Source organism: Anabaena sp. 90 (genome assembly GCF_000312705.1).
Taxonomy (GTDB): domain Bacteria; phylum Cyanobacteriota; class Cyanobacteriia; order Cyanobacteriales; family Nostocaceae; genus Dolichospermum; species Dolichospermum lemmermannii.
Genome location: NC_019428.1, coordinates 55,824 through 80,384, shown reverse-complemented (window position 1 = coordinate 80,384; position 24,561 = coordinate 55,824). Strand labels below are relative to the sequence as shown.

General features: G+C 36.0%; 22 protein-coding genes and 2 pseudogenes. 16 read left to right on the top strand and 8 right to left on the bottom strand.

Features of this window, described 5'->3' with window-relative positions:
- Positions 1-17 precede the first annotated feature (17 nt).
- The 3 genes from ANA_RS23020 to ANA_RS23825 are packed head-to-tail and all read left to right on the top strand — an operon-like array spanning position 18 to position 7,121.
- Complete coding sequence (locus ANA_RS23020; protein WP_015081683.1) at positions 18-716, top strand: hypothetical protein; 699 nt, start codon at positions 18-20, stop codon at positions 714-716.
- 50 nt (positions 717-766) lie between these two features.
- Positions 767-1,423: a DUF1822 family protein gene (locus ANA_RS23015; RefSeq protein WP_015081682.1), complete on the top strand. Its 657-nt coding sequence runs from the start codon at positions 767-769 to the stop codon at positions 1,421-1,423.
- Positions 1,424-1,451: 28 nt separating this feature from the next.
- Positions 1,452-7,121, top strand: a complete 5,670-nt coding sequence (locus ANA_RS23825) for a CHAT domain-containing protein (protein WP_015081681.1) — start codon at positions 1,452-1,454, stop codon at positions 7,119-7,121.
- 168 nt (positions 7,122-7,289) lie between these two features.
- Here the strand turns inward: ANA_RS23825 and ANA_RS23005 are convergent.
- Positions 7,290-7,613, bottom strand: a pseudogene (locus tag ANA_RS23005) (hypothetical protein); the annotation flags it as partial.
- Between the two features lie 277 nt (positions 7,614-7,890).
- Here ANA_RS23005 and ANA_RS23000 point away from each other — a divergent pair.
- The 11 genes from ANA_RS23000 to cutA all read left to right on the top strand — a co-directional run bounded on the left by ANA_RS23000 (position 7,891) and on the right by cutA (position 20,057).
- Complete coding sequence (locus ANA_RS23000) at positions 7,891-8,136, top strand: helix-turn-helix domain-containing protein (protein WP_015081680.1); 246 nt, start codon at positions 7,891-7,893, stop codon at positions 8,134-8,136.
- A gap of 65 nt (positions 8,137-8,201) precedes the next feature.
- The gene (locus tag ANA_RS22995) at positions 8,202-9,431 is read left to right on the top strand and encodes an Hsp70 family protein (protein WP_015081679.1); all 1,230 of its coding nucleotides are present in this window, start codon (positions 8,202-8,204) and stop codon (positions 9,429-9,431) included.
- A gap of 41 nt (positions 9,432-9,472) precedes the next feature.
- A complete protein-coding gene (locus tag ANA_RS22990) occupies positions 9,473-10,711 on the top strand; it encodes a hypothetical protein (protein ID WP_015081678.1) in 1,239 nt (412 codons plus the stop codon).
- A 22-nt stretch (positions 10,712-10,733) separates the two neighbouring features.
- Positions 10,734-11,747 (top strand): TRAFAC clade GTPase domain-containing protein, encoded by a 1,014-nt coding sequence (locus tag ANA_RS22985; protein ID WP_015081677.1) that lies wholly within the window; start codon positions 10,734-10,736, stop codon positions 11,745-11,747.
- Between the two features lie 51 nt (positions 11,748-11,798).
- Positions 11,799-12,854, top strand: coding sequence for a hypothetical protein (locus ANA_RS22980; RefSeq protein ID WP_015081676.1), 1,056 nt, complete (start codon positions 11,799-11,801; stop codon positions 12,852-12,854).
- A complete protein-coding gene (locus ANA_RS22975) occupies positions 12,847-14,286 on the top strand; it encodes a hypothetical protein (protein ID WP_015081675.1) in 1,440 nt (479 codons plus the stop codon). The genes ANA_RS22980 and ANA_RS22975 overlap by 8 nt, the downstream gene beginning before the upstream one ends.
- 84 nt (positions 14,287-14,370) lie before the next feature.
- Positions 14,371-15,192, top strand: coding sequence for a C39 family peptidase (locus ANA_RS22970; RefSeq protein ID WP_015081674.1), 822 nt, complete (start codon positions 14,371-14,373; stop codon positions 15,190-15,192).
- Positions 15,193-15,260: 68 nt separating this feature from the next.
- Entirely contained in the window at positions 15,261-15,824 is a 564-nt protein-coding gene (locus tag ANA_RS22965) for a hypothetical protein (protein ID WP_015081673.1), read from the top strand.
- A gap of 184 nt (positions 15,825-16,008) precedes the next feature.
- Positions 16,009-17,985, top strand: coding sequence for a dynamin family protein (locus tag ANA_RS22960; RefSeq protein ID WP_015081672.1), 1,977 nt, complete (start codon positions 16,009-16,011; stop codon positions 17,983-17,985).
- A 7-nt stretch (positions 17,986-17,992) separates the two neighbouring features.
- The gene (locus ANA_RS22955) at positions 17,993-19,552 is read left to right on the top strand and encodes a dynamin family protein (RefSeq protein ID WP_235082143.1); all 1,560 of its coding nucleotides are present in this window, start codon (positions 17,993-17,995) and stop codon (positions 19,550-19,552) included.
- Positions 19,553-19,724: 172 nt separating this feature from the next.
- On the top strand, positions 19,725-20,057 hold the full coding sequence (cutA, locus tag ANA_RS22950; protein ID WP_015081670.1) for a divalent-cation tolerance protein CutA: 333 nt from the start codon (positions 19,725-19,727) through the stop codon (positions 20,055-20,057).
- An 84-nt stretch (positions 20,058-20,141) separates the two neighbouring features.
- Here cutA and ANA_RS22945 read toward each other — a convergent pair.
- A pseudogene (locus ANA_RS22945) lies at positions 20,142-20,456 on the bottom strand (DUF6006 family protein); the annotation flags it as partial.
- A gap of 192 nt (positions 20,457-20,648) precedes the next feature.
- Complete coding sequence (locus ANA_RS23820; protein WP_015081669.1) at positions 20,649-20,975, bottom strand: SdpI family protein; 327 nt, start codon at positions 20,973-20,975, stop codon at positions 20,649-20,651.
- 148 nt (positions 20,976-21,123) lie between these two features.
- On the opposite strand from ANA_RS23820, the gene ANA_RS22935 reads away from it, so the two are divergent.
- Positions 21,124-21,795 carry a class I SAM-dependent methyltransferase gene (locus tag ANA_RS22935; RefSeq protein ID WP_015081668.1) on the top strand — a complete coding sequence of 224 codons (672 nt, stop codon included), beginning with the start codon at positions 21,124-21,126 and terminating at the stop codon, positions 21,793-21,795.
- 41 nt (positions 21,796-21,836) lie between these two features.
- On the opposite strand, the gene ANA_RS22930 is transcribed toward ANA_RS22935, so the two are convergent.
- From ANA_RS22930 to ANA_RS22915, 4 genes are read right to left on the bottom strand one after another with little or no spacing between them, the layout of a single operon-like run.
- Positions 21,837-22,064: a hypothetical protein gene (locus ANA_RS22930; protein ID WP_015081667.1), complete on the bottom strand. Its 228-nt coding sequence runs from the start codon at positions 22,062-22,064 to the stop codon at positions 21,837-21,839.
- An 8-nt stretch (positions 22,065-22,072) separates the two neighbouring features.
- Positions 22,073-22,471 carry a site-specific integrase gene (locus ANA_RS22925; protein WP_015081666.1) on the bottom strand — a complete coding sequence of 133 codons (399 nt, stop codon included), beginning with the start codon at positions 22,469-22,471 and terminating at the stop codon, positions 22,073-22,075.
- Positions 22,472-22,492: 21 nt separating this feature from the next.
- Entirely contained in the window at positions 22,493-22,813 is a 321-nt protein-coding gene (locus ANA_RS22920; RefSeq protein ID WP_015081665.1) for a hypothetical protein, read from the bottom strand.
- Positions 22,814-22,850: 37 nt separating this feature from the next.
- The gene (locus ANA_RS22915; RefSeq protein WP_015081664.1) at positions 22,851-23,072 is read right to left on the bottom strand and encodes a hypothetical protein; all 222 of its coding nucleotides are present in this window, start codon (positions 23,070-23,072) and stop codon (positions 22,851-22,853) included.
- A 232-nt stretch (positions 23,073-23,304) separates the two neighbouring features.
- On the opposite strand from ANA_RS22915, the gene ANA_RS22910 reads away from it, so the two are divergent.
- A complete protein-coding gene (locus tag ANA_RS22910) occupies positions 23,305-24,009 on the top strand; it encodes a hypothetical protein (RefSeq protein WP_015081662.1) in 705 nt (234 codons plus the stop codon).
- A gap of 99 nt (positions 24,010-24,108) precedes the next feature.
- Here ANA_RS22910 and ANA_RS22905 read toward each other — a convergent pair whose 3' ends face one another.
- Positions 24,109-24,450: a hypothetical protein gene (locus ANA_RS22905; protein ID WP_015081661.1), complete on the bottom strand. Its 342-nt coding sequence runs from the start codon at positions 24,448-24,450 to the stop codon at positions 24,109-24,111.
- Between the last annotated feature and the right edge of the window lie 111 nt (positions 24,451-24,561).

The following is a 24,561-nucleotide window of genomic DNA, read 5'->3' as shown; positions in this document are numbered from 1 at the left end:
TTAACAGGGAGATTAGCTTGCAAGCAAAAGAAGTCAAGGATCAATTAAAATTCCTGATCAGCGAGGCATCGTCAATAGATCCTAGTTTAGAGAAGAGACTAGATGAAGTTTATCGTTGGATTAAGGACAAAAAAAATGGTTTGTTAAATACTAAGAAGCCACTTATGGCTTTTCTGTTAGAGTTAATTAATGATGCTGAAGTTTGGTTAGAGCTTCAACTTCTCACAAAGGAGGAGCAGCAAGCCGCTTTAAACTTATTTACTCCGCCAGTCAGGTATTGGTACAGTTACTTATTTCCCAAATGGCTAAATGAACTAGATCCAAAATTGTATAAATGGAAACCCAAAATGATGGGTGGTCAGTTTACTCAGGAAGATGCCAAACTACTCACTGCTATCACTAACGAAATTACAAGCCGTCAAGGAAGTGTTTTGCAGCGTTATGTAGCCGATCTTTCAATGGCTACAGATTTAATTGTAAGTGGTAGTCAAGAACAAGCCCTTTGTATTCAATTTACCAGCATATCTGAAGAATTTTCTGATAGTAAGTATCAGGAGTGGAAAACTACCTTATTCAAATGGAGTATAGATCGGGGATTGTTTTTGAGTTTCGACCCAAGTTACCCCGAATTTATTAAACAGTTAGTGAATATTGCTTTATATAATAGTAATAATTTGAAAATAGGAAGTTATTTAAAGTTTAGTGTACCCTCCTAAATTATTTCCAGTAAGTTCCTTGCAGTAAAATATTTTTTCCATAAACTATCATGGTTACTGAAAAACAAAATGTTAATCGCAATAGATTATCAAAGGTGCTTCAGGCTGTAGAAAAAGCCCAGAAACTACAAGATGACCGAATTAAATTTGGTTTAGATCATGTCAACCTTTACGTAGAAAATGTAGAGGGAGATTGGTTAGAAAATTGGGGGAATGACGAAGAAAATGTCTTAGTAGAAGGTGAATCTATCCCCACAAATAAACATAGACAAACTGTTGTTCAATTAGGACAATGGTTTGAACATATATTTGAAACAGGTTGGCAAGCTGTTGAAAAAAATTTGGGTATACAAACACCGGAATTAGCTCTTTCTAGTTTTCGTAGTGCTAAAATTCAACGTGCCAAAGTAATTCATTTTAATACTCATTCTCTAACTTATTCTTTGGTATTGATAGTCAATATAGAGGAACAACAGGAGAATAAAATCAATATTCTTTTACAAATACAGACTCCTGATAATGTAGGTTGTTTGCCAGATGGACTGCAATTAATATTACTTTCTGCAACAGGCGAATTTCTCCATCAAGAACAAGCTGTTCATACTACTAACTTATTGGAAGTGGAACTAAGCGGTAAAGCAGGAGAAATTTTCCAAGTACAAGTAGCTTTAGAAGATGTTATTAAAACTGAAAATTTTGTAATTTAATTATAGCCATATTAGCAGGAGTGCAGAATTGGGTAAATTAGTTGTTTTAGAATTGAGAAAGAGTGAATCTGACCACAATTTTGAAGTTATACTGGAAATTGGGGAGGATGGAGAACGTCCCTCGACTCGAATCACAGGTACATTACCTCCACTGCCAGAAATTTCTACACAATATACAAATTGGCAATTAGCTTATCGCAATTTAGATTTACGTAAACGCCTGGAAATTAAAGTTAGGAAAGATCCTCAAGAAACTATACAGAATTGTCGTAAATCAGCCGAGATATTTCAAGAAAAGATGAAGGCTTGGTATGACTGCCAAGAATTTACTCGTATTCGAGAAACTCTACTTAATAAATTAAATGAACTTGATGAAATTCGTCTAATTATTCAAACTAATGATAGTCAATTAAGACGACTACCTTGGCATTTGTTTTTTGAGCGTTTTTTGGAAAATTACCGTAAAGCTGAAGTAGCTTTGAGTCCTCCAGAGTATGAACGTCCTGAAAAAACATCACAGGACGCAATTAGAAAAAAAGTTAGAATTTTAGCTGTTTTGGGTAATAGTACAGGAATTAACATTGAGACAGATCGCCAATTATTAGAAAAATTACCTGATGCCGAGACTGTTTTTCTAGCAGAACCACAGCTGCGGGAAATTAATGATCAACTCTGGGATGAAAAAGGCTGGGATATTCTCTTTTTTGCTGGACATAGTTCTAGTCAAAAAGATGGAGAAACAGGTCGTATTTATATTAATCAAAGTGATAGCTTATCCCTGAACCAGTTAAAGTATGCCTTAGTTACAGCTATTGAAAAAGGTTTAACACTGGCAATTTTTAACTCTTGTGATGGTTTGGGTTTGGCGCGGGAATTAGCAGAATTACATATTCCCCAAATTATTGTCATGCGTGAACCTGTACCAGATGGTGTAGCACAGGAATTTTTAAAGTATTTTCTGAGTTCTTTTTCTAGTGGTAAGTCTCTCTATTTAGCAGCACGGGAAGCTAGGGAAAGATTACACGGATTAGAAGATCAATTTCCTTGTGCTACTTGGTTGCCAGTAATTTGTCAACATCCAGCAGAACTACCAATAACATGGCAACAATTACAAGGTATTCAACCAGAATTAAAATCTGTTGATAACTTCCAAGATCAAAGCTATAGTAAAACTTTGGCAGAATTTGTTCCTTCTGGTTTTGATTTACTAGATGAGAGGTTTTTTCAAACTCAAGGACAACGAGGAGAATCACGGCTTTTAAAACTTCGTGAGGCTACTTGGTCATTAATTATTCAAGGGAATTATATTGATCGAGATCAGCAAGAAGAATTGTTAAATATTGCTGAAGAATTAGCTGAATGCGAAGGAATTTCTTTACTACTGATTCGGGGAGAACCAGGTGCAGGGAAAACAGCGTTGATGCGTTGGTTAGTTTATCAGCTATTTCGTCAAGGACATCTGATATTACAGAAAAAGGCTCATAAGGAAGACCTCAATTGGTTAGAGGCATTGCAAGAGTTTTCCGAGCAAATTGGTGAACAACATTTTTATGTAATTTCCGATGACATATTTCGGGATGAATTGATTCTTGATGAATTAGAAGAAAATCAAATTCAGTTGCCATTTACGCTCATCGGAACTACCCGTTTAAATGAAGATCATCATGAAACTTTAAACGGTTTGGGATATGTAATTGAAATTTTGGATGCTAACCGACCAAGTGATACAGAAAAGACAAGAATTATAGATAAAGTTTGTGAAGATTCAGCAGCCGAAGCCAGATTGGAAGATTTGACAGAGAAAGATAAAAAATGCTTAATGGCTGCTCCTACAATGTTAGTTTTGATGTTGCAGCTATCGGAGGGAAAAACTTTTTCGCAAACTTTAGCAGATATTATTAAAAAGTTACCAAATACAGATAATTCTCCTATTTATCATGTATTTTGTGTAATTTGTAGCTTTTTTCAATATGGAATTGCTGTTCCACCAGAAATAGTTAATTTATGTTTATCATCTGATTTTTCTTTAGAGATTGTTCAAGATGTACTTGATTTGGCTGAACGTCACGAATTGGCAGGACTGATTAATACGGTTTCTCAAGACGGCTATGAAGGGTTGACGACAATTCATGAACTGATAGCTAAAACTGCTATTGATATTGATTACAGACCACGCAAACAAGATAATAATCCATACTCCAGTCGTGCATTAGAACGCTATTTACTTAAAGCCATTCAATGCTTAGATATTAATCAAGATACACAAATACATTGGGCAAATTATAGTTTAAATCGTTTGGCAGTTGTTGGTGAAACAAAACTTGTTCTTAAAGTTGTAAATGACCACAAAAATAAAATTCAATTTTTACAAAATCAAGGAACAATTACAGCATTGTTAATTTGGTCAAATATCTATAGCTTACTAGGGTTAATAGAAGACCAAAATCGCTGCATAAATTCAATTTTATTGATTCAACCTGGCACTTCAACAGAATGGTTAAAATGGCTATCCTTACTACAAAAGCTGGGAAATGAAACCCAAAAAACTGAAGCAATTAATAAATATTCTGATTGGCTAAAATCACATCCCGCCACAATACTAGATCAAGAAGATGATTGGAAAATCCGTAATAAATATTTATCACTTATTAAAAAATCAGGCACATTAGAACAAAAAAAAGAGGTAGTTTATTACTTAATAAATTGGCTGAAATTATTACCAGAATATTCTTGGTATAGATCCGGTTATTTAAAACTAATTTCAAAAATAGGTGAAAAAGAACAAATTGAAAACGCTATAGAGCAAACAGTATCTTGGTTACAGATACATACAGATAATCGAGCTTTTCGATTGCAATATCTTCGATTAATTGAAAAAATAGGCACACCTAAACAACAGCAAGATGCTATTAAATTAACAGCTATTTGGTTACAGGAACACTCTAATAGTCAGTATAACCGTATTCAGTATCTACAATTGGTTGAAAGATTAGGCACACTAGAACAACAAGAAGAAGCTATTGATTGTACTGCTAAATGGATAGAGAAGAATCCTGATAATTGGAAAGTTTATTTCCAATACTTGAGATTAATGTGGACTTTGGGTAAAGCAGAACCTCAGAAAGAAACTATTCATAAAATATCTATTTGGTTAGAAAAATATGGTAATGGTCAAGTTGGTTTTGAATATTTGAAATTAATTAAAAAATTAGGAACTTTAGAAAAATTACAAGAAGCAATATCAGAGTCTGTGATTTGGCTGCATTACCCTGTAAATGATTGTGTATTTATTATACAATACCTTAAATTCATTAAAGAAACAGGAATTGATATATCAAATCTAATTAAATTAACTCTTGGTCAGCTAAAAGAGTATTATAACAAATATGGTTTCCACATTGAATCCTTAATTCAGTACCTTAAAATTGTTAAAGATATAGGTACTAATGAAGAAAATGAAGAAAGTATTAATCTAATTATTGATTGCTTAAATGTTAATCCTAATATTGAACAACATTACTACTTTAGTTTAATCCAATTTATTAAGAAAATACGTGCATCTGATCAACAAAAAAATGCACTTAAAAAAATAGATAGTTTGTTAAAAAATAATAGCTGTAATTGGCAAACTTTTAATATTTACTTGATTTTAGTTCAGAAACAAGGGACTACTGAACAAAAACAAATAGCTATTCAGAAAATAAATTCTTGTATGAAAGAGAATTATAATAATTTATTTATTCGCACTCATTATCTAAAGCTAATTGCACAATTTGGCACTCCACAGGAACAACAAGAAGCCATTCATCAAACAGCTAGTTGGTTGGAAAATAATGATGATTGGTCTGTTCGCACACAGTATCTTTTATTGTTGAATAAACAAGGTACACCCCAACAACAACAAGAGGCAATTAAAGAAACAACTCTTTGGTTAGAAGAACATCCAGATGATACGTTTGTACGTACTCAATATATTGATTTAATCAGAAAACAAGGTACTCCTGAACAACAACAAGAAGTAATTGAAAAAATAGCTATTTGGTTAGAACAAAATCCAAATGACTGGCGAGTTCGCGCTCGTTACTTAACACTTATTGAAACATTAGGAAATATTTATCAGCAGCAAGCTGCAATTCAACAAACTACCCTTTGGCTGAAAGACAATCCAAAAGGTTTAGATAATCAATATTTGCGTAATGCTTACTTAGGACTAATTAAGTATCAAGGAACAGTAGAACAGCAACAAGAAGCTACAATAGTTATTTTGGATTGGTTAGAAAGTTGTGATGATTGGCAAGTTTTGCTTCAATCTCAATCCTTAGTTAAGGATATAGGAACATTAGAACAGTACGAAAAGGCAATTCAATATACCAATAATTGGGTAGAAAGTCATCCAGAACAGTTGGATGATCCATACATTGTCAGTCAATATCTATCCTTAATTCACAAACAAGGCACTCCTGAACAACAAAAACAAGCGATCGCTCTAACTGTTACCTGGTTAGAAAACCATCGAGAAGATCAAGATGATTCTTATATTCTTGATCAGTATCTTGTCCTTGTTCTCAAGCAAGGAACTCCCCAACAAAAACAACAAGAAATTGAAAAAACAGTTTCTTGGTTACAAAAACATGATAGCGATCGCCATGTTCGCAGTAAATACCTGGAATTAGTCTTACAACAAGGAACTTTTAAACAACAACAAGAAGCGATATCTCAATCACTATCTTGGTTACAAAATAATCCTGATAATTGGGATGATTCCTATATTCGCACTCCCTATGTGGATTTGCTCAAAAAGCATGGAACAAAACAACAGCAACAGGATACCATTACACAAATCGCATTATGGTTAGAAACACATCCCCATGATTCAGCTAATATCACAATTCGTAGTCAATACCTAGAACTGATTAAGAATCAAGCAACTAAGCACCAACAGGAACAAGCTATTACTTTAATACAATCTTGGTTACAACAATCTGAAGAATTAGACAGTAAACCAGGTCAATCTATCTTGTTAAATAATTTGGGATGGTTATTGCAAAAATTAGGAAAAATTAATGAAGCTGAAGAGGTTTTCCGTCGTAGTCAATTTATTTCTGAAAATTTGAAAGATAAACAAAGTTTAGGAATAGCTTTAAATAGTTTAGGTCGGATATTAAAACAACAGCAAAAATTGGATGAAGCAGAAAGAGTTCTCCGGCATAGCTATGATCTTTCTGTTGAGCGAAACGACCAGCAAGGACAAGCAATTATACTCAATGATTTGGGTCAAGTTATACATCAACAGAGACAAAAGGAAGAATTTAATCTAGCATTAATGTATTTTCGCAAAAGTATTGAAATTGGCATCCAAATTGATGATCAAGAACATTTAGCAAAAGTTTATACAGCTATAGGACAAGCGTTATTAACAAATAGAGAAACAGAAGAAGCCATTAAATATCTGATTCAAGGGTTTGAAATTGATGAACGCTTGAAGAATATTCGCGGGTTAGAAATAGTGACTAAAAAATTGACCCAAGCATTAAAAAGAGTAGGAAGACTTGCAGAAGCAATTAATTATTATGAAAGGGCTATGGTTGTCAGTCCAAAGAACCAATATCTGTTAGAACTATACAATCAACTTTCATCAAATACACAAAAAACAAACGTTCAAAAAGTTATACTTAAATCTCAAAGCAAAAAAACATAAAACTAAGTTGATTATTAGATATAGCTTAAACGACTTAATACTCGCTATTTTCTTATCTTCAATCAAAGAAAGAGACATGATTAAAATTATAAACCGTATCTCTTTTTTGTTCGTGAATGAATTGCGATTATCGCAAGGCACTGATAGCAATTTCTTTACTGTCACTATCTAATCACGCCTTTGCTTTTTCACCATCTTTGCAAAAGGCAAGGAACAATGAGGACATTCACCTTTCACCCAATCTGCGGGAATAGGGAAAGGAGTTTCACAGTTAGTACATTTTATTAATAATCGTACATTGTGGGGATGTCTTCGTCCGGCGTAGCCATCGCACCTGATTTTATCCTTTAACTGCCACTCAATCCGATGACAAGGAGATTCTGCATAGCAAGCAGCACATAATCGAATTGGTCTAGGTTTCATCGTCATTCCCTGAGACGGGAGCATTTCCATTAATCTATCCACATTAACTCCCACCACAGACGACAAAGCCAGAGCTACTAAAACTAATTAATTACTTTAGGCATTACATAGCTAAATTTCCTCCAATAATCACTTGTTTTTCAATATCTCTGTTTCAATATCTATCTTTTGGTAGATGACAATGTATTTACTTAGTGCATATTTCAACTTTATACAATTCAAAAATGAGGAAAAATAAAAAATCAGCAAATTTTCCTGAATTTAGCTGTTTTTGCTATTGCTTTTATTTTTAAATGTGCTTATTATGTGAAAAGACATATTACTCGTTACATCAGGCATGAACCAGATGTTAAAAAGACCATTGCTGGTCAAAAAAACCGAAATGGGGGGGCTAATTCGGGAATTTCGCCTGTTGACTGGACTTACCCAAGAACAGTTTGGTGCTTATCTAGGTGTGACTTATGGCACTGTTAACCGTTGGGAAAATGGGAGATCGCAGCCTTCACCAATTGCCATGCAACTTATTCAGCAGAAGATTGAGGAAGTGGGGGAACAAGGTCAGGAATTATTACAGAAGTATTTAAGGAATTAAAAAATGGCAGCGCGTTTATTGTAATTAGATGATTTATTAAATATTCCTAGTCCTGAGAAAACTGTATGATTTTAGGTATTGATTTTGGCACTTGTAATACAAGTGCGGCACTCATGCTAGATGGTACAACAAGATTGATAAAAGAACCCTTGAAACATGGCTACTCTTTTCCCTCTAGTATCTATTTAACAGAAGGGGGAGAGGTACTTGTAGGTCAAGCGGCTGAAAACAATCGTATGCTAGATATCCGTCGGTATCAACGGGAATTTAAACGTGATCTGGGAATGAATGAACCATACCAGATAGGGGAGAATTCCTTATTCCCCCAGGATTTGATCTCCGCTGTGCTGCAAAAGCTGAAAATCGAAGCTGAGAAAATTGTGGCGGCATTGGGAAAAGGAGCAATTGAAAATGTTGTTATTACTGTCCCTGCTACATATCAACAGTACAAACGCAGTTTAATGGAGAAAGCAGCAGAAGTCGCAGGATTTAGTTCTGTAAGGCTTTTAGAAGAACCTATAGCAGCAGCCATTTACTACAGCCATCATAATCAAAATAAACTGCAAGATGGAGAAAATATACTCGTTTATGACCTCGGTGGAGGAACTTTTGATGCCGTCTTAATTAAATATACAGCAGAGGGGTATCGAATCCTTTCCACACCAATGGGACTAGAGGATTCTGGTGGGACAAACTTTGATAGGCTGATTTATCAAGATATTAAAAATCGTTGTAGTGAAAGTTTACGTCAACAATTAAATAATAAAGACGCATGGCAGACAAGGGCAACTATATCTAAGTTGTGTATTGATATCAAGCATCAGTTGAGCGAGGCGCAAGAGGCAACTATTTACATTCCCATAGGGGGAGAAAATTATCAACTCACTCGCACAGCTTTTAATCAAATGATTGCTCCAGCAATTGACCAAACTATAGAAGTTTGTGACAAGTTAATAAAAAGCATTGGCATAGATTGGCAGGATATCAGTCAAGTGTTGTTGGTAGGTGGTAGTTGTCGTATTACCTATGTGCAAGATGCGATAGAAAAAAGGTTAAGATATCCACCTTTGTTGATAGATGAACCAGAGTTAGCTGTTTGCCAGGGAGCAGCAATTTATGGAAACAATTTAAATACAAAGTCAGAGTCAATTAAAGAAGAGGAAAAAAAACAACCAGAAGTAAAACCTAATGTAGAAACATCCCCTAATTATCCATGCAATTCTTCTGAAGACACTTTTGGTTGGTTCTCAACAAAAAACGATAGCAAAAACAAAAACACGAATGATTGGTTTTAGTAACTGTCTTAATTTATTATTTTGCAGAGGAGTCAAAATTTATGTCTAAGTGGTCAGCACTTGTCTACGGTCGCACATACGAAGTAGATTTTCGCTTAATTGCAATGCCTGAATACTTCGATGTACAAGCTCGTACATGGGCAGAAAACTATATTCTCGCTACCACGCAAATACCAGAAAAGCTCTCAGGTAATCCACGCTGGTCGTTATTTACTGATGATAAATACTGTGTAATTGCGACTACTTGTATGGTGGGAGAACTATTCCCTAATGGTACTTCACATGAAACGAAAGATATCACGACAGATTTTCGCGGCAGACCTCTATATGCCTTTATTGGTTATGTAGCCGAAAGAGATGAAAGTGGACAATTTCCAACATTACCAGCTTATAGTGACCTGAATCTGGAACAATTTCAACTTTTATACCAAAAATATGTTGAACAACGTTGGGATGTAAAACCCTATCAACCAGAAAGTAGACAGCCCATTTTTACTAGTGAAGATGAAAGTATAAACACTGGGTCTTTACTTTCAAGTAATACTAGTGACAGTATAGATAGTAGTTTTAACATAAATTCAAGTCAAGATTACCGTCTACTTTTTCCAGAGACAGAAAAAGAAACGCTGTGGACAACAGTGATAAATAGTATTGTGCAATCTCCCCAGCATAGTATATCAGTATGTCTTGGTTTGTCATCCCAAAGAGAGGCAGTAAATAGTCCATTTTTAAATGCTACTGCTAACAACGTAGCGACAGTGACACGAATTCCTGTACCAGTAAAAACAGTTGCAAAGCCAACAGAATCTACTCGTTCTCCGTTAAACGAACCATTACCACCAACTACACCAAACACTTATGTAGTTGATGAATCATCAAATGATAATTCTGATAAATCAATCGTATCTATAGAGGAGTTTATAGGTAGTTTGGTAGGCGGAATTGTAGGTAGATTTATTCCGATACCTGGTGTTGTGATTGCTGGTGGTATACCAGGAATAATTTTATGTGGTGGAATTGGATATATAGCAGTAGGAATGCTGACCAATAAAGGAGTAGGTGGAGTAATTGTTAGTAAATCTGGGGAATTATTGGAGAGTTTAACTAGTTCTACAAATACAGATATAGACAACAATCAAACACAATATCCAAGTAGTAATTCACAGCGCAATAATCAAACGCAAAATCAAAATATTGGTTTTAAACCTACGGATAATTCCAATGATGAGTTAGATGATGAAAATCAAGATAGTCAAAAAAAGCCAGACAACTGGTTTTAAAACATCCTCTTAGGAGAAAATAATGAAAGTTGTAATGCTTGGCAATAGTGGTGTAGGAAAGACAACCTATATGGCATCCCTATATGGGATTATGCAACAGAAAATAGATGGTTTCTCCTTGAAGGCTAATGATACAGCAGATGGTAATCGACTTTTAGAATTAGCTAATCAGATTTCATCTGGTCGGTATCCTGATGCAACATCTAACCGAAATGAATATGATTTTTATCTTCATTATCAAGATAAAGAGATATTTCCTTTCTCTTGGTCAGATTATCGAGGTTCAGCTATTCGTAGCATGAGTGATGATAAACAGTCAGAAATATTAGTTGATGAACTCAAAAAAGCCGATGGGATTATGATGTTTTGTGATTGCGATGCATTGATGGCTAAAAACAAGTTAAAAGCTATGAATGAAATTCGCCGAATGACCTATTTAGTTACTGAGGCAGTGAAAAATATTGAACGTCCAATTTCTTTAGCAATTGTCCTCACAAAAATAGATAAATTAGTCGAATTTCAACAAGATATATTTAATCCTTTTCAAGGCTTAATCAGTGTGATAAATGCCAGTCAATGGATTTCAGCTTCATTTATTCCCGTTGCCTGTAGTCATCAATTTATTAATGTTCCATTGCCACTGCTTTTTGCCCTGCGTTCCTCAGTAATTTATCAAGCAATGTTAGCAGAACATCTGCTTAAATATCACTACGATAGATACGAAGAATTCAAGAAAAAGAATGAAGGAGTAAGCGGAGGTATTAAATGGCTCGTAGATTCATGGAATGGAAATACTACTGATGACAAAAATGCGGAAGCAGAGCTTGCTAAAGCAGTGGAAATTTACCAAGTATTTGAACATATCAAAGAACCAGTGATTGCTTTAGCTAAATATCTAGAAAATCTTCCTATGATTGAAGAAAAGCTCACTTTGAAGGACTATGCATCAGTATGTGAAAATACTAAGATAAAATACCATTTGCCCAATTTTATTGGACAGAATCAACAACGACAGGAAACTTTCAATTGGTTTTAGTTACTAGCTTCAGATTACCATTTGTTTAAATTATCCAAAGGAGAAAAAAGAATGAAAATTACTATGCTTGGCAATCAATACTCTGGAAAAACTTGCTATATGCTAGGGATGTATGCATTTATGAGTATGGGGCTAAAGGGATTTACTCTCACTGCTACAGATCCAGATCAGGATCTCAGATTAATGGATCAGTGGGAAGCATTAATTGGAGACAACATTCTCCCCCCACCAACACAACCACAATCACAGGATTCACCTATTTATACCTATGGTTTTAGCTTTAACCATGGAGCTAAACCTCTCATAGATTTTGAATGGATTGACTATCGTGGTGGTGCATTAGCAGGTGATAGCTCACAAGCCGACGCTACGTTTTTAAGGCAAAAATCTAGGCAATCCGATTGTTTATTTTTATGCGTTCCTGCTGAATATTTACAAGAAGAGATTGTTAATGCAAACGGCGATGTTAATAATAGAGTTAAATTAAAAGTTGCAGGCAGTAACAAATTAGCAATAAATAGAATAAACTTAATTCTCACAGAAATCAAACAAGCTATCAATGAAGAAAAAAATGATGGGCAACCAGTACCTATAGCTATTGTTATTACTAAGTTTGATTTAATCTTCGGTAAACGTAATAAAGAAGCAATTACTAGAGATATTCAGGAATTGTTTAACCCTCTATTTATAGAAAATTCTGGTTGGTTGACAATGATTTGCCCAGTGAGTTTAGGCAAAGATATACGCATAGAAGATAAGAAAATTCTTGGAGAAATAGATCCAGTTAATGTGCATTTACCACTAGTATTTGCCATTTACTCACAGTTAACAAAGGATGTTAGCACAGTCAAATCTAGTTATAATAACATCCAAGAGCAAAAAACTAGGGTTGCAGATGACCTTAAAACACAACAAGGTAAATGGAATAGTTTCTTCAAACAGGGGGAGATTAATAGTAAACAGAGTTCTTTAAACAATAAAGAAACTGAGTTAGCGAAAAAAGAAGCCGAAATACAGGATATATCTAAAAAGATGCAACTAGTTGCTAAAGAACTAGATAATGTTTCGATGTTTTTAGGAAATCAGGAGATGAAAGTAAGTGTCTAATTCTTCCCTAAAATGGTCAGCACTTGTCTACGGTCGTACCTACGAAGTAGATTTCCGCTTAATTGCAATGCCTAAATACTTCAATGTACAAGCTCGTACATGGGCAGAAAACTATATTCTCGCTACCACGCAAATACCAGAAAAGCTCTCAGGTAATCCACGCTGGTCCTTATTTACTAATGAGAAATACTGTGTAATTGGAAATACTTGCATGGTCAGAGAACTGTTTCCTGATGGTTTTTCTGAAGGAAGACAAGATATTACTAGAGATTTTCGTGGACGATCTTTATATGCCTTTATTGGTTATGTAGCCAAAAGAGATGAAAGCGGAAAATTTCCAGATCTACCAGCTTATAGTGACCTGAATCTGGAAAAATTTCAACTTTTATACCAAGAATATGTTAGAAAATGTTGGGATTTCAAACCATATCAACCAGAAAGTAGACAGCCCATTCCTACTAATGAAGAAGATGTAAGTTTTAACTCGGCACAAATCACTGAGGCTGAATTCGAGCTAAATCTAAACCTGAAAAGAATTAGAGTTTGGTCAGAAGAATATAAATCAGATGTATGGAATACCGTTATCCAAGAGATTGAGATTTTTGACCAACCTATATCTGTATGTCTTAGTTTATCAACACCAAGAGATGCAGAAAACAGTCCATTTTTAAATGCCACTGTGCTAAGACTAGATACTAGTAGAGATGGACTTGATTTAGAAAGACGTATTGATAAACCACATCAGCAAACAAAAGAAACAATAAATTCACCAAAATCTCTACCGAAAGAAGTTCCACAATACTCTGAATCTACTCAAAGTACGAACAATATACCACAGCGATCTAATTCAACTTTTACTAGAGAAAAAGGCATTCCATCGGTAGATGATAGGCAGAGAGATGATGAGTATACAGAACTAATTGTTAGGAGGATAGCAACATATGCTTTTTTAGAAAAATACGGACATTATAGCGCAGAAGCTATTCAAGTACGAACGTCTAAGTTACAACATGGAATTGAAATTTTTCGGAATAGTTTAAGTTCAATATCTCTAGCTCCATTTAAGAATTTTTTGGAAAGTGAATCTAAAGAAATATCTTATAAGGAATTGAATTTTAATCAAGATATCAATGAATTAGCAGATATCGCATCAACCGATTCAACAACGCTTAGAGAATGTCTAGAAACAGCCATTAGCAATAATATATCATGTAATGATTTGCAAAATATTGTGGATGAGATGTTGAATTTAGTATCTACTTCTACAAGTGAAATTGGCATAAAGAAACAACAGCAATACATCTCTCGGAAATTAGAAGGTTTTGAATTAAAAGCAATTGACACCAAAGATAATGGAACTTTAAATAATAATGAAAATCAATCAAAATCTATGGGAGAAGATAATCAAAAACAAACACCTGAATGGTTTTAAAGATTGTTGCTAATGAATTTAGCGCGAATGTTCAGTCTAATGTCAAAGAAAAAACTAAGCAATTTATATATAAGGAGAACATAGATGCAAGCTGGAGATTTTCCCTTAGATTCAAGTAGCTTTGGTTTAAACGCTGAGGATATTGATTATTCCCAGCAATTTGATGCAAATTTGGTTGATATTGATACTCAAGGTATTGACACCGACGGTGACGGACAACCTGACAATTGGATAATTTCATCTGACCTTGATGGTGATGGTATACCTGATGAAATATTGCCAGTTGAAGATATTAATAAAGATGATGATTTTTGCGAATTCCCAAGTGATATAAATTCCGAAATGTGCGGTGTTCCAGATGATGATATGGAACACTGGCATCAACAAGCTTATCCTGATACTTGCGCGATCGCTTCCCAAGAATTTATTTTAGACTCAGTTACAGGAGTAGATTTCTCAGAGGATGAACTACGTCAACAAGCTATTGATAATGGTTGGTACACTCCTGGTGGTGGTACTCCCCTAGATTGTATGGGCAATTTGCTAGAAGCAAACGGCGTAGATGTAGATAAAGAATATGGATGCACACTAGAAGATTTAAGCAACAAACTGCAAGAAGGTCAGAAAGTCATAGTCGCAATAGACGCTGATGAAATCTGGAATCAAGGGGTTGATGAGGATGATTATTTATCGGAATTGAATGGAATGCCAGGTCAAGGTGTCAATCATGCTGTTCAAGTAATTGGCATTGATAACAGCGATCCAAATAATCCTACCGTAATTCTCAATGATCCAGGCACACCTGATGGTCAAGGATCAAGAATACCAGCAGACCAATTTTTAGATGCTTGGGCTGATAGTAATTCCTACATGGTTTCTACTACTGGTAATGTTGTGACTGCATAAAAAACTTGTAGATTTACAACAACAATATCAACATCTGATGCAGAAAATTGACACATTTAAGGTAATTTATGAAAACACCACTAGCTCAGAAATCAAGAGAAACTCTTAGTAAAACTGAACAATTATTGCAATCTATTCGCCAAACTCCTTTATTTCGTCAAGTCATACCTCTAGAAGCAGGTATCGGCTTACCAATTCCCCTGCGGAAAGAAGGCAAAGTTTATGCAATTTTACCCTGTTTTGGCTTTGCTCCTACAGCTACAAAAGGTCAAACTACCGTCTTTCCTCCTTTTGCCACAATTACCGTGAATTGGGCTAACCAAGTGCCTGTGGAATATGTCAATTTGCGCTTTCGCAATCCTGCACCAGAACTACAATGGCAAGGTCAAATTGGTATTTTTCCCCATCCAGCCGTGGCACAAATGACATTGGGTGAATACAAAGAAAAACGTAGCGAATTACTGGCTATGTATGATGAAATGTTTAAAACCCTAGCGTCTGATGCAAACTTTTCAGATGAGTGGACAACTCGGTTTAGTGTACTTTTACGTACATTGATGGAACCGCCACTAGAGCCATATTATCGCGTCCTGGGTACAAAATTCTGCGATCGCTTCTTAGAGGTTGTTTGAACAGTATTTTTATTAACATCAAAGCAAGAGAAACCTAACTCTCTTTCCTTGCTTACAAGTAGTAGTTTCAAAGCCTCTCCCCAAAAACGGGGAGAGATTTAGAGAGGGGTTTATAGTCTACTTTAAGACTTGACAAACATCCTTTTAAGCAGTCCTTAATTATTCACAAAATACATCATAGTTTATGGCTAACTATCAACAACAAAAACAGAAGGTTCTACAGCTTTTTAAACCAGCTAAAACCTTAGCCGAAGGTCAAAAAAATATTGAGATCAAGCAAATCCTAGAAGAAGTAGAAAAGCGTCTGATTGAGGAGAAACTGTTTGTAGTTGTTTGTGGTGAATTCAAACAAGGCAAATCCAGCCTCATGAATGCCTTGCTAAACGAACCAGAACTGTTTCCAGTAGATGTTGATATTACAACTAACCTAGTCTCAAGCATTACCTATGGTGAAACCGAAAAAATCACTGTAGTTTTAGGGGAATCAGGAAAAGAACAATCTCAGGAAATTCAACGGGCAGAAATTCCTAATTATGTAACTGAACAGCATAACAAAGGTAATGTCCACCAAGCTAAAATGTTGATTCTGCAATCTCCCAATCCCCAACTAAAAGAAGGTTTAGTGTTGGTGGATACTCCTGGTGTGGGGAGTCTCAATGTAGAACATACGGCTGTTACTTATGCGTTTATTCCTAATGCAGATGCCATTATTTTTGTTAGTGATGCACTAGCACCTTTATCTGCTAAAGAATTAGATTTTATCACCGAAAGAATCGTTCCTTATTGTCAGAATTTGATTTTTGTAGTCACAAAAATTGATGCAGTAGGAAACTATGAAAATATTATCGCCAGCAATCAAGAAAAACTGGCTCAATTACTCAAACGTCCTGATAGCGAAATTTCGATTATTCCTGTTTCCAGTAGTCTGAAATTAGATTACCTCAAATCTCAAGAAACAGAAGATTTGGAAGATAGTAACTTTCAACATCTAGAAAATGAACTGTGGGGCTTAATCAGTCAACAACGGGGAAAAATATTGCTGATTAAGGCATTAACTGAATTGGGACGGGCGGTAAATGAGATAAAAGCACCAATTCAAGTTGAGTGGGAAACATATCAACAACAAAGTAAACAGGAATTAGAAAAATCAGAACGCCAACTGCAAGCTACTAAGGAAAAACTCGCAGCAATACAAGAAAACAACGCTGATTGGTTGACTCAACTGAGTTATGGACTGCAAGATATCCGCAAACAAATGATTCATCAGTTTGATGTCGGCTTTGATAAAGTGCATAATAAAGCTAATGAATACTTAGAGAATAATAAACTTTTAAAGAATCCCACAGAAATTGCGAGTTTGCTTGAGGGAGATATTAATGGGTTAATGTCTAATTTAGGAAAATTGCTGACTCAAGAAACCGCAGAACTATACACAAATATCGAATCTGCTAGTAGACTTAATCTTAACCCATTGCAGATAGATGATTTAGAGTGGGAGAAAGCAGCTATTAGTCTCCCCAATGGGAAAAACAAACGAACTGGTTTGTTTGAAAAATCTGTAGTTATATTTCGCAATATTGGGTTTACAGCGACTCCTGGAACAACGATTGGTTATTGGGTTGGAGGGATTGCCGGTGCAGCTATTGGGGCTTTATTTGGCGGTATTGGGACTGGTCCTGGAATGGTTATAGGTCAAACTCTTGGAGTTTCTTTAGCAGGTTTGGCAGGGGCAAAATTAGGCTTTGATCAGTCTGTATCGCAAATTAAAGATAAAGATAAACGTGAGGTTTCTAAATTTATCTTTCCTTATCTTAAACAGAGTCAAATGCTTTGTAGAAAAGTGCTAGATGATGCGATCACAGATTTAGAGCAGTCGATGCGGGAAGAGTTACGTAACCAGATTAAGCGAGAAAAAAATAATTGCGATCGCACTCTGCGCTCACTACAAGAAGCGCGTCAACGTTCTCAAGCCCAAGTTCAACAACGTACTCAGGAACTGCAAGTTATATTGCCCCAAATTAATCAACTGCAAAAAAATATTCAGCAATTAGCTCAAGTTACAGTAACGATGGGTGCAGTGTCAGATACTAAACAAAAAACTGAGGTAGCACAACCAGTAACTACGGTAGGTGGGGAAAAGGGAAGTTGGGCAGATGATTGAGGGAACTATGCAACAAAGGGTAGATGAATTATTTAAATCTGCCCTTTCTGACACTAATAATCAACCAGGATTAGAGGATTTTCACCATTTACTACAACGATGTCAGCAGCAATTACATCAACCAATGCGGGTGGCGATAGTTGGTCTAATTAAGGCAGGTAAATCTACAATGATGAATGCCTTATTGGGTGAGGAAGTAGTTGCAACAGGTAATGTAGAAGCTACTTTTAATGTCAACTTTTTGCGGTATGGCGATCGCCCATCTCTGCTAGTACACTTTAAAAATGGTCGCTCACCTGAACCTAAACCATTTACAGAACTAGCAGATTTAACTCTCCGTGCTGACACTCACCGCGATTATCTCTTGAGCATCAAGTATATAGAGGTTATATACCCAAGTCCAATCCTAGAAAGTTTCAATTTGATTGATACTCCTGGTTTGTTGTCCTATTACAAGGATGACTCAGAAAATACCCTTCAGTTCTTGCAATTACACGGTCAGGAACTCACTGATATTACCCAGTCAGAAGCTCAAGGTGCTGATGCGGTACTGTACTTATTTAGTCATAGTCTAGCTACCGAAGATAAGCAAACTGTAGAGATGTTTCAGGGTCCAACAGTCGGTCATGTAACACCTATTAATGCCATTGGTGTACTCACCAAAGTTGATAGCTCCTGGTCTGATCCCAATGCTTCTGAACCGATGGAGGCGGGAAATCGGATTTGTCAACGGCTATCATCACATCCGCAAATACGAAACATACTTTATACGATTTATCCTACCTGTGGGTTTTTAGCTTTTGGGGCGCAAACCCTTACCAAGGAGGAGTGGGAAATTCTGACTCGGTTAGCTCAATTGCTTCCAGAAGAACGGATGCATAAGCTAATTAAAGATGTCCGACGCTTTTGCGATCGCGAATATCCAGATGTACCAATCCCACCTAGCCAACGTCAGGAATTATTCAAGCGTTTGGGGCAATACGGCATTTGGCTTGCCTATACTCTGATTCGTTCTGGGGTCAATAATCAAACACAACTCACTGCTGAACTGCTCGAACACAGTGGTATTCCCCAATTGCGTAACCTTATACTCTCCCATTTTGGTCATAGATCCTACTTAATCAAACTCAGTAAAGTTTTGCAGGAAATCAAAGTTACTAGTTTCCGATACCAACAAAATCTCCAAGTTACACAACAACAAGTAGTTAACAATGTTGTTGGTTTATTTGAAAAATTAGAAGCTCAAGAGCATGGCTTTGCTGAATTGCGAGTTCTACGAAATTATTATGATAAAAAATTAGACTTTGACGAAAATGAGGTAACGCAAATGTTAGAAGTGACAGGAGAAAGTGGTACTTCTTGCAGCGAAAGGTTGGGATTAGGTAAACTTGCGACTATCAACGAAATGATGCCTGTAGCGAAAGCCAGAATGCACTATTGGCGGAAAAAAGCGCATGATGATTTTGGTAGCGATCACATATCAATTACTGCTGCTAAAGTTTTAGCAAGTTCCTATGAGCGCATTCTCTATCGTCTTCAGAAGGCAAAAGAATATCTCTATTTCTAGCCGGAGAGCGATTTTTTCGGGGGAGATACAGCACTTCCCCTCAACCCCCTCAACCTAACTCAATAAAGTTCACCGTAGCGATAGCTTCGCTGACCGCAGGTATCGCTCTACCAATATCTCCCCTAAGAAAATTATCAATTACTATCCCAAACAGATATAATAAAGTCAAAATATGGAATTTCTTTTTGTTTACGTCACTTGTAAAGACCGTGCTGAAGCTCTTAACGTAGGTAAAGCTGTGGTAGAAGCCCGTCTTGCGGCCTGTGCCAACATAATTGATGGTATGGACAGTATTTATTGGTGGCAAGGTGAATTACAAGTAGAAAAAGAAGCTATTTTAATTATGAAATCCCGCCGTGATTTATTTGCAGAACTAACGGAAAAGGTGAAATCAAAACACTCTTATGAAATACCTTGTGTGGTGGCTTTACCAATTGAAACAGGAAATGAGGATTACCTGAATTGGCTAATGGCAGAAACCAAGGCTACAGATATCAACAAATAATTTCGTTCAAGAAAATTATCATAGCTTTGCCCAAAGTGAAAATAAAAGGCTGTAATTGTGCTACTAAATTAGGTATACACAATTTTAACGTTGTTTCTTTATACAAGATAAAGGATAACGTTTGCCTCTCCAAGTTGTCCAACCGATAGCCTGACCCGATTTAGCATTATATTTTAAAAACCAGTTGTCTTGTTCTTGACCTAAATAACGAATTGAGAGAGATGTTGAATTTGCAGAACGTTTTGCCAGTGACACCCATGCACTACCATTATCACTGAACCGTCCCACAACCTTAACACCTGACGTAGTGCTACAGACATCACCATCACATTTAGTTTGAGGGTCATCAACTACAAGCCAGTCCATTTTGGAGTTACGACCATCAATATTACAATTCCATGAGCCAAAATATCACTGATTCGCTACCTGTGAGGCATTAATGGTACTAGGATTAAATAATATTCCAGAGGGAATCAGTATTAAACCTAACAAACACTTTGGGAGTAATTTCATAATTTGAGGTGATGAAATAGAAGTATCAAATTTTTTCATGGCACTTTGAAATCAAGAATTTTCAACCCTGAATCCTGATCATAAACTATTAATGTATCTTCGGATTAATAAAAAACCTAACGATAAAGGAATCATGAAACTACAAAAATGCAATAACCAAATTCCAAAGTTCTGATTTATTGAAGGAAGATAAATTGTCAGTACAACTACTGTTAGATAAAATCCACTGGCAAACATCAAAACCCGACCAGCAAATTTATTAGCACGATACCAGATTCGTGAATCTGACAAAGTTTTAGGAGTACGAATTCCATAGCCGTAATTGGGTGGTATAATTTCAGTAATCAATGGAATGGATAGCAAAAAGATTAGCAGTGCCGGAATAGCAAATGTTTGTTGTAACATATTTTATATGAAAACTAGATATAGCAATTCTGTTAAATTGGATAGTAGATGTAAACTTTTTCGATAATTCACTCTTATCAAGTCACTTACTGTACCAGAAGTTTTTAGTTATGTTTCCACACCGACTTTATCAAACCGCCCTTCTAAAATGACCGAACAACAACCCATACAACAGAAAATTCAAGAATTAGCTAACCAAGCGATCGCCGAAGGAAACCCATCATCTTGGTTTGAAATTGTCTATTCAGAATCTCTTGGTGATGTAAATCAAGTTCCTTGGGCAAAATTGACCCCGCATGAATATTTACAAGAGTGGTTAGATATCCATCACCCCAGTCCAGAAAAATATAAAGCCTTAGTCATTGGTTGTGGTTTAGGAGACGATGCAGAAGCTTTAGCACAAAAACAATATCACGTCACAGCTTTTGATATCTCACCCACTGCTGTTAGTTGGTGTCAGGAAAGATTCCCTAACTCATCTGTTAATTATACAGTTGCCGACCTATTAGCAATTCCTAGTCAATGGCATCAAGCTTTTGATTTAGTTTATGAATGTAGAAACATTCAAGCGCTACCATTAAACGTCCGTTCTCTAGCTATTGAGTCAGTTGCTTCTATGGTCGCAATCGGGGGAACTCTGTTAGTAATTACAGGTTTTCGAGAAACAGAAGCTGAACCAGATGGACCACCTTGGTTATTATCTGAATTAGAACTGAGTCAGTTTAAAAAATGGGGATTAACAGAAATTTCTCGTCTGCCATTTGTAACACCGAATAGACCTTACATTAGAATTGAATATCAACGAGAATTGCCCACTTAATAAGGTTTTCTTCAAGGAATGTTGCTGAATAATGCTATCATTTAGATTCCCAAGTCTTCAAAATATGCTTTGATATTTTTATCTAAATCCTGTAATGCAAGTTCCATAGTGGGATAACTGCTTTTACCATGATAGACAGTTCCACCTAAATCATAAGCTCTGACAAAAGAATCAATATATTCACTGTCCCCGATTTCTATCCAACCCCGTTCTTCTACAAAACGAGATAGATGGGGATATTGTTGTTCAAAACTGTTGGATTTTGGCATTTTGGTAATTACTCACTCACAGCATCAAGAAAGTCCTGTTTACCTTCTTTGATAGTTTCTTTAACTTCAGCTTCTATCTCAGGACTAATTTTCTGGGTTTCCACCATATAAGAGAAAAACTTTTTGAAAGAACCCATGTAAGATTTAGTGCTACTTTCAGATGCCCACAGTGCTTTGTGTGGGAAATAATCCATCAGAAAATCATAAACATCTTGATCATCTGCTTCATCAAGTTTTTGCAATGGTTCATAGCTAACAAGATATTCAGCAAAAAACTCAATATTTAAGATGTGGTTTTTTATCGTTTTAGCTGAAAGATTAGCTTTCTGTAGCCATATTTTAAACCCATCCAATATTGGTTGATTATACTTTTCTATTTTGGCTACTTCTTTGTCAAAGTCACTCATAGTCTATTGTGATTTAGATAATTAAGCCCGTTTTGCTAACAATGTAGAACTATCACCTTGATGAAATTTGATTTTTCCTTCCAGTTCATTTTCGTCTTCCAATTTCAACCAACCACTACCAGAAGCCTCATCATTTTCATCATTGCCCTCCCAAGTAAATTCTAATTTGTTAGCATTGCCATCTTTAACAATATCCCCATCAATATATCCAGTAACCAATCCAAACTGAAACTCCCCATTTCCTTGTTCATCAATTTCGATATAAGCCTGTACTTCCATATTAAAATATTCATCATCCCAATTCGACATTTCATAAATATGCCAAGTTCCAGTAAATTCCATGATTTTATGCTCCAGAAAATAAATTAAATATATTACATCATTCTTTACTAAAAATCTCCTCTAGGGTTAGGGGTTTACCCGCAAGTTCAGAAGCTAAATCTCTGAGTTTAAACAAAGTTTCAAAATGTCCACGATCCAATTGTCCTTTTTTGGCAGATGACAGGGTTCTCTTATCTAAACCAGTCATTTCCTTAGCTTTTTGAATAGATATGTTTTTGTCTTCCGTCCAATAACTAGAAAGGTCAACATACTTGGTCATAAAAATACTTAGTTCCTGTAACTAACTTAAATTACGCACCAGAATAAATTTTAGGTACGTCAATACATTAACACAGCGACGCTCAAGGATTTTCTTCTGTTAAAGTTACATCAATTTACCATAACGTTGATACGTCAACACATCAATGTTATAATAAAAGTATAACAAAGGCGATCGCCCTCCCGCCAAGAAGTTGCAATCGCCCAAACCATTTATCAAGGCTAATCTCATCATGACACAAATAGAGAAAACCAACGAAGACCAAAGTTACTGCACCCGTTTTAGCGATGGTGTCAGTGGGATGAGTGTAACAGCTTTAGCTCAATTTTGTGGGGTAGATAAATCTGCCATTACCAAATTGCTCAACCAAATAAGCGATTCTAACCCGTTGACGAATGAGATTCAAAATAGTCTAAAACCATTTGCTGGTAATGAATATAGGCTGTTAACGAATGATCCCTCCGGCAGAGTTTTCATTATTGACGAAGTTTGTCATGCAGTCCTGGAATATTATGCACTGGAGGCAAGAAAGTATAAAGGTAAACAAATAGCAATTGAAAATTATCGGATGATTGCTAAAGCTGGGTTAAGAGTATTTATCTGGTCGCAAACTGGATACTCCCCAATTAATCCAAGCTCTCAGGGAATAATCAGCAAAGAAGAATTATCTGCCATGATCACCGCAGCCCTCGAAAAATCCCTAACTCCCATCACCCAACAACTTAATGAGATTCAAGAGCAGATCCAATTAGTCCCCGGTGTCAAACCCAAACGTTCTTGGACCTTGCCAGCTTCCACACCACCGGAAGAAGTGCCACCAGATTATGTCCAGTTAGAAGATGGTTCTTGGCTTTCTCCTGAAGGTTATCAATCAATTCTTAAACAGGGTAGACGGTCTTTGCCTTGGGATGTCCGCAGACTTGATGGTTCTAATTGACTATTGGGGCAGTTGTGATGGCTGCCTCGTAATTCTTACAGGAAATTTTTGTAGTACATACTAACTAGAAAATTCTTAGAGGAAAATCCCAAAGGTACGTTATTCCCCTAAATAATCTATCACTGCTTCCAAATCTAACATTGCCTGATTAAATCTATTTAACATTGCTTCTGCTACTTCTGGTTCAGCATTAACTTTTGCTAGTTTTTCTCTAAATACACAGTCCAGAGCTTCTATCCACAGTGATAAATTAGTATTTTGTACTGCTGCTAATAACCCCATATTCGTAAGCACAGATAAATGAAACCCTAAATTATCTTGTCCACCGTAACCCAGATATCCATTACTCAGTTCTAGTTTTGCTGGGGTAAATTCCTCATATTGGTCAAAAGTAATGCCACTGGGTTCTAATTGTGGTTGTGGTAAAGGTGGTTGAGTCATAGTTTTTGTACAGTTAATTGTGACATTTGCAAAACACGGTCATTCCAATTACCAAGTTCTTGATTTACCTGATGTCTGGCTTCTGTGTCGTTCCAGATTTGCTCCCATTTA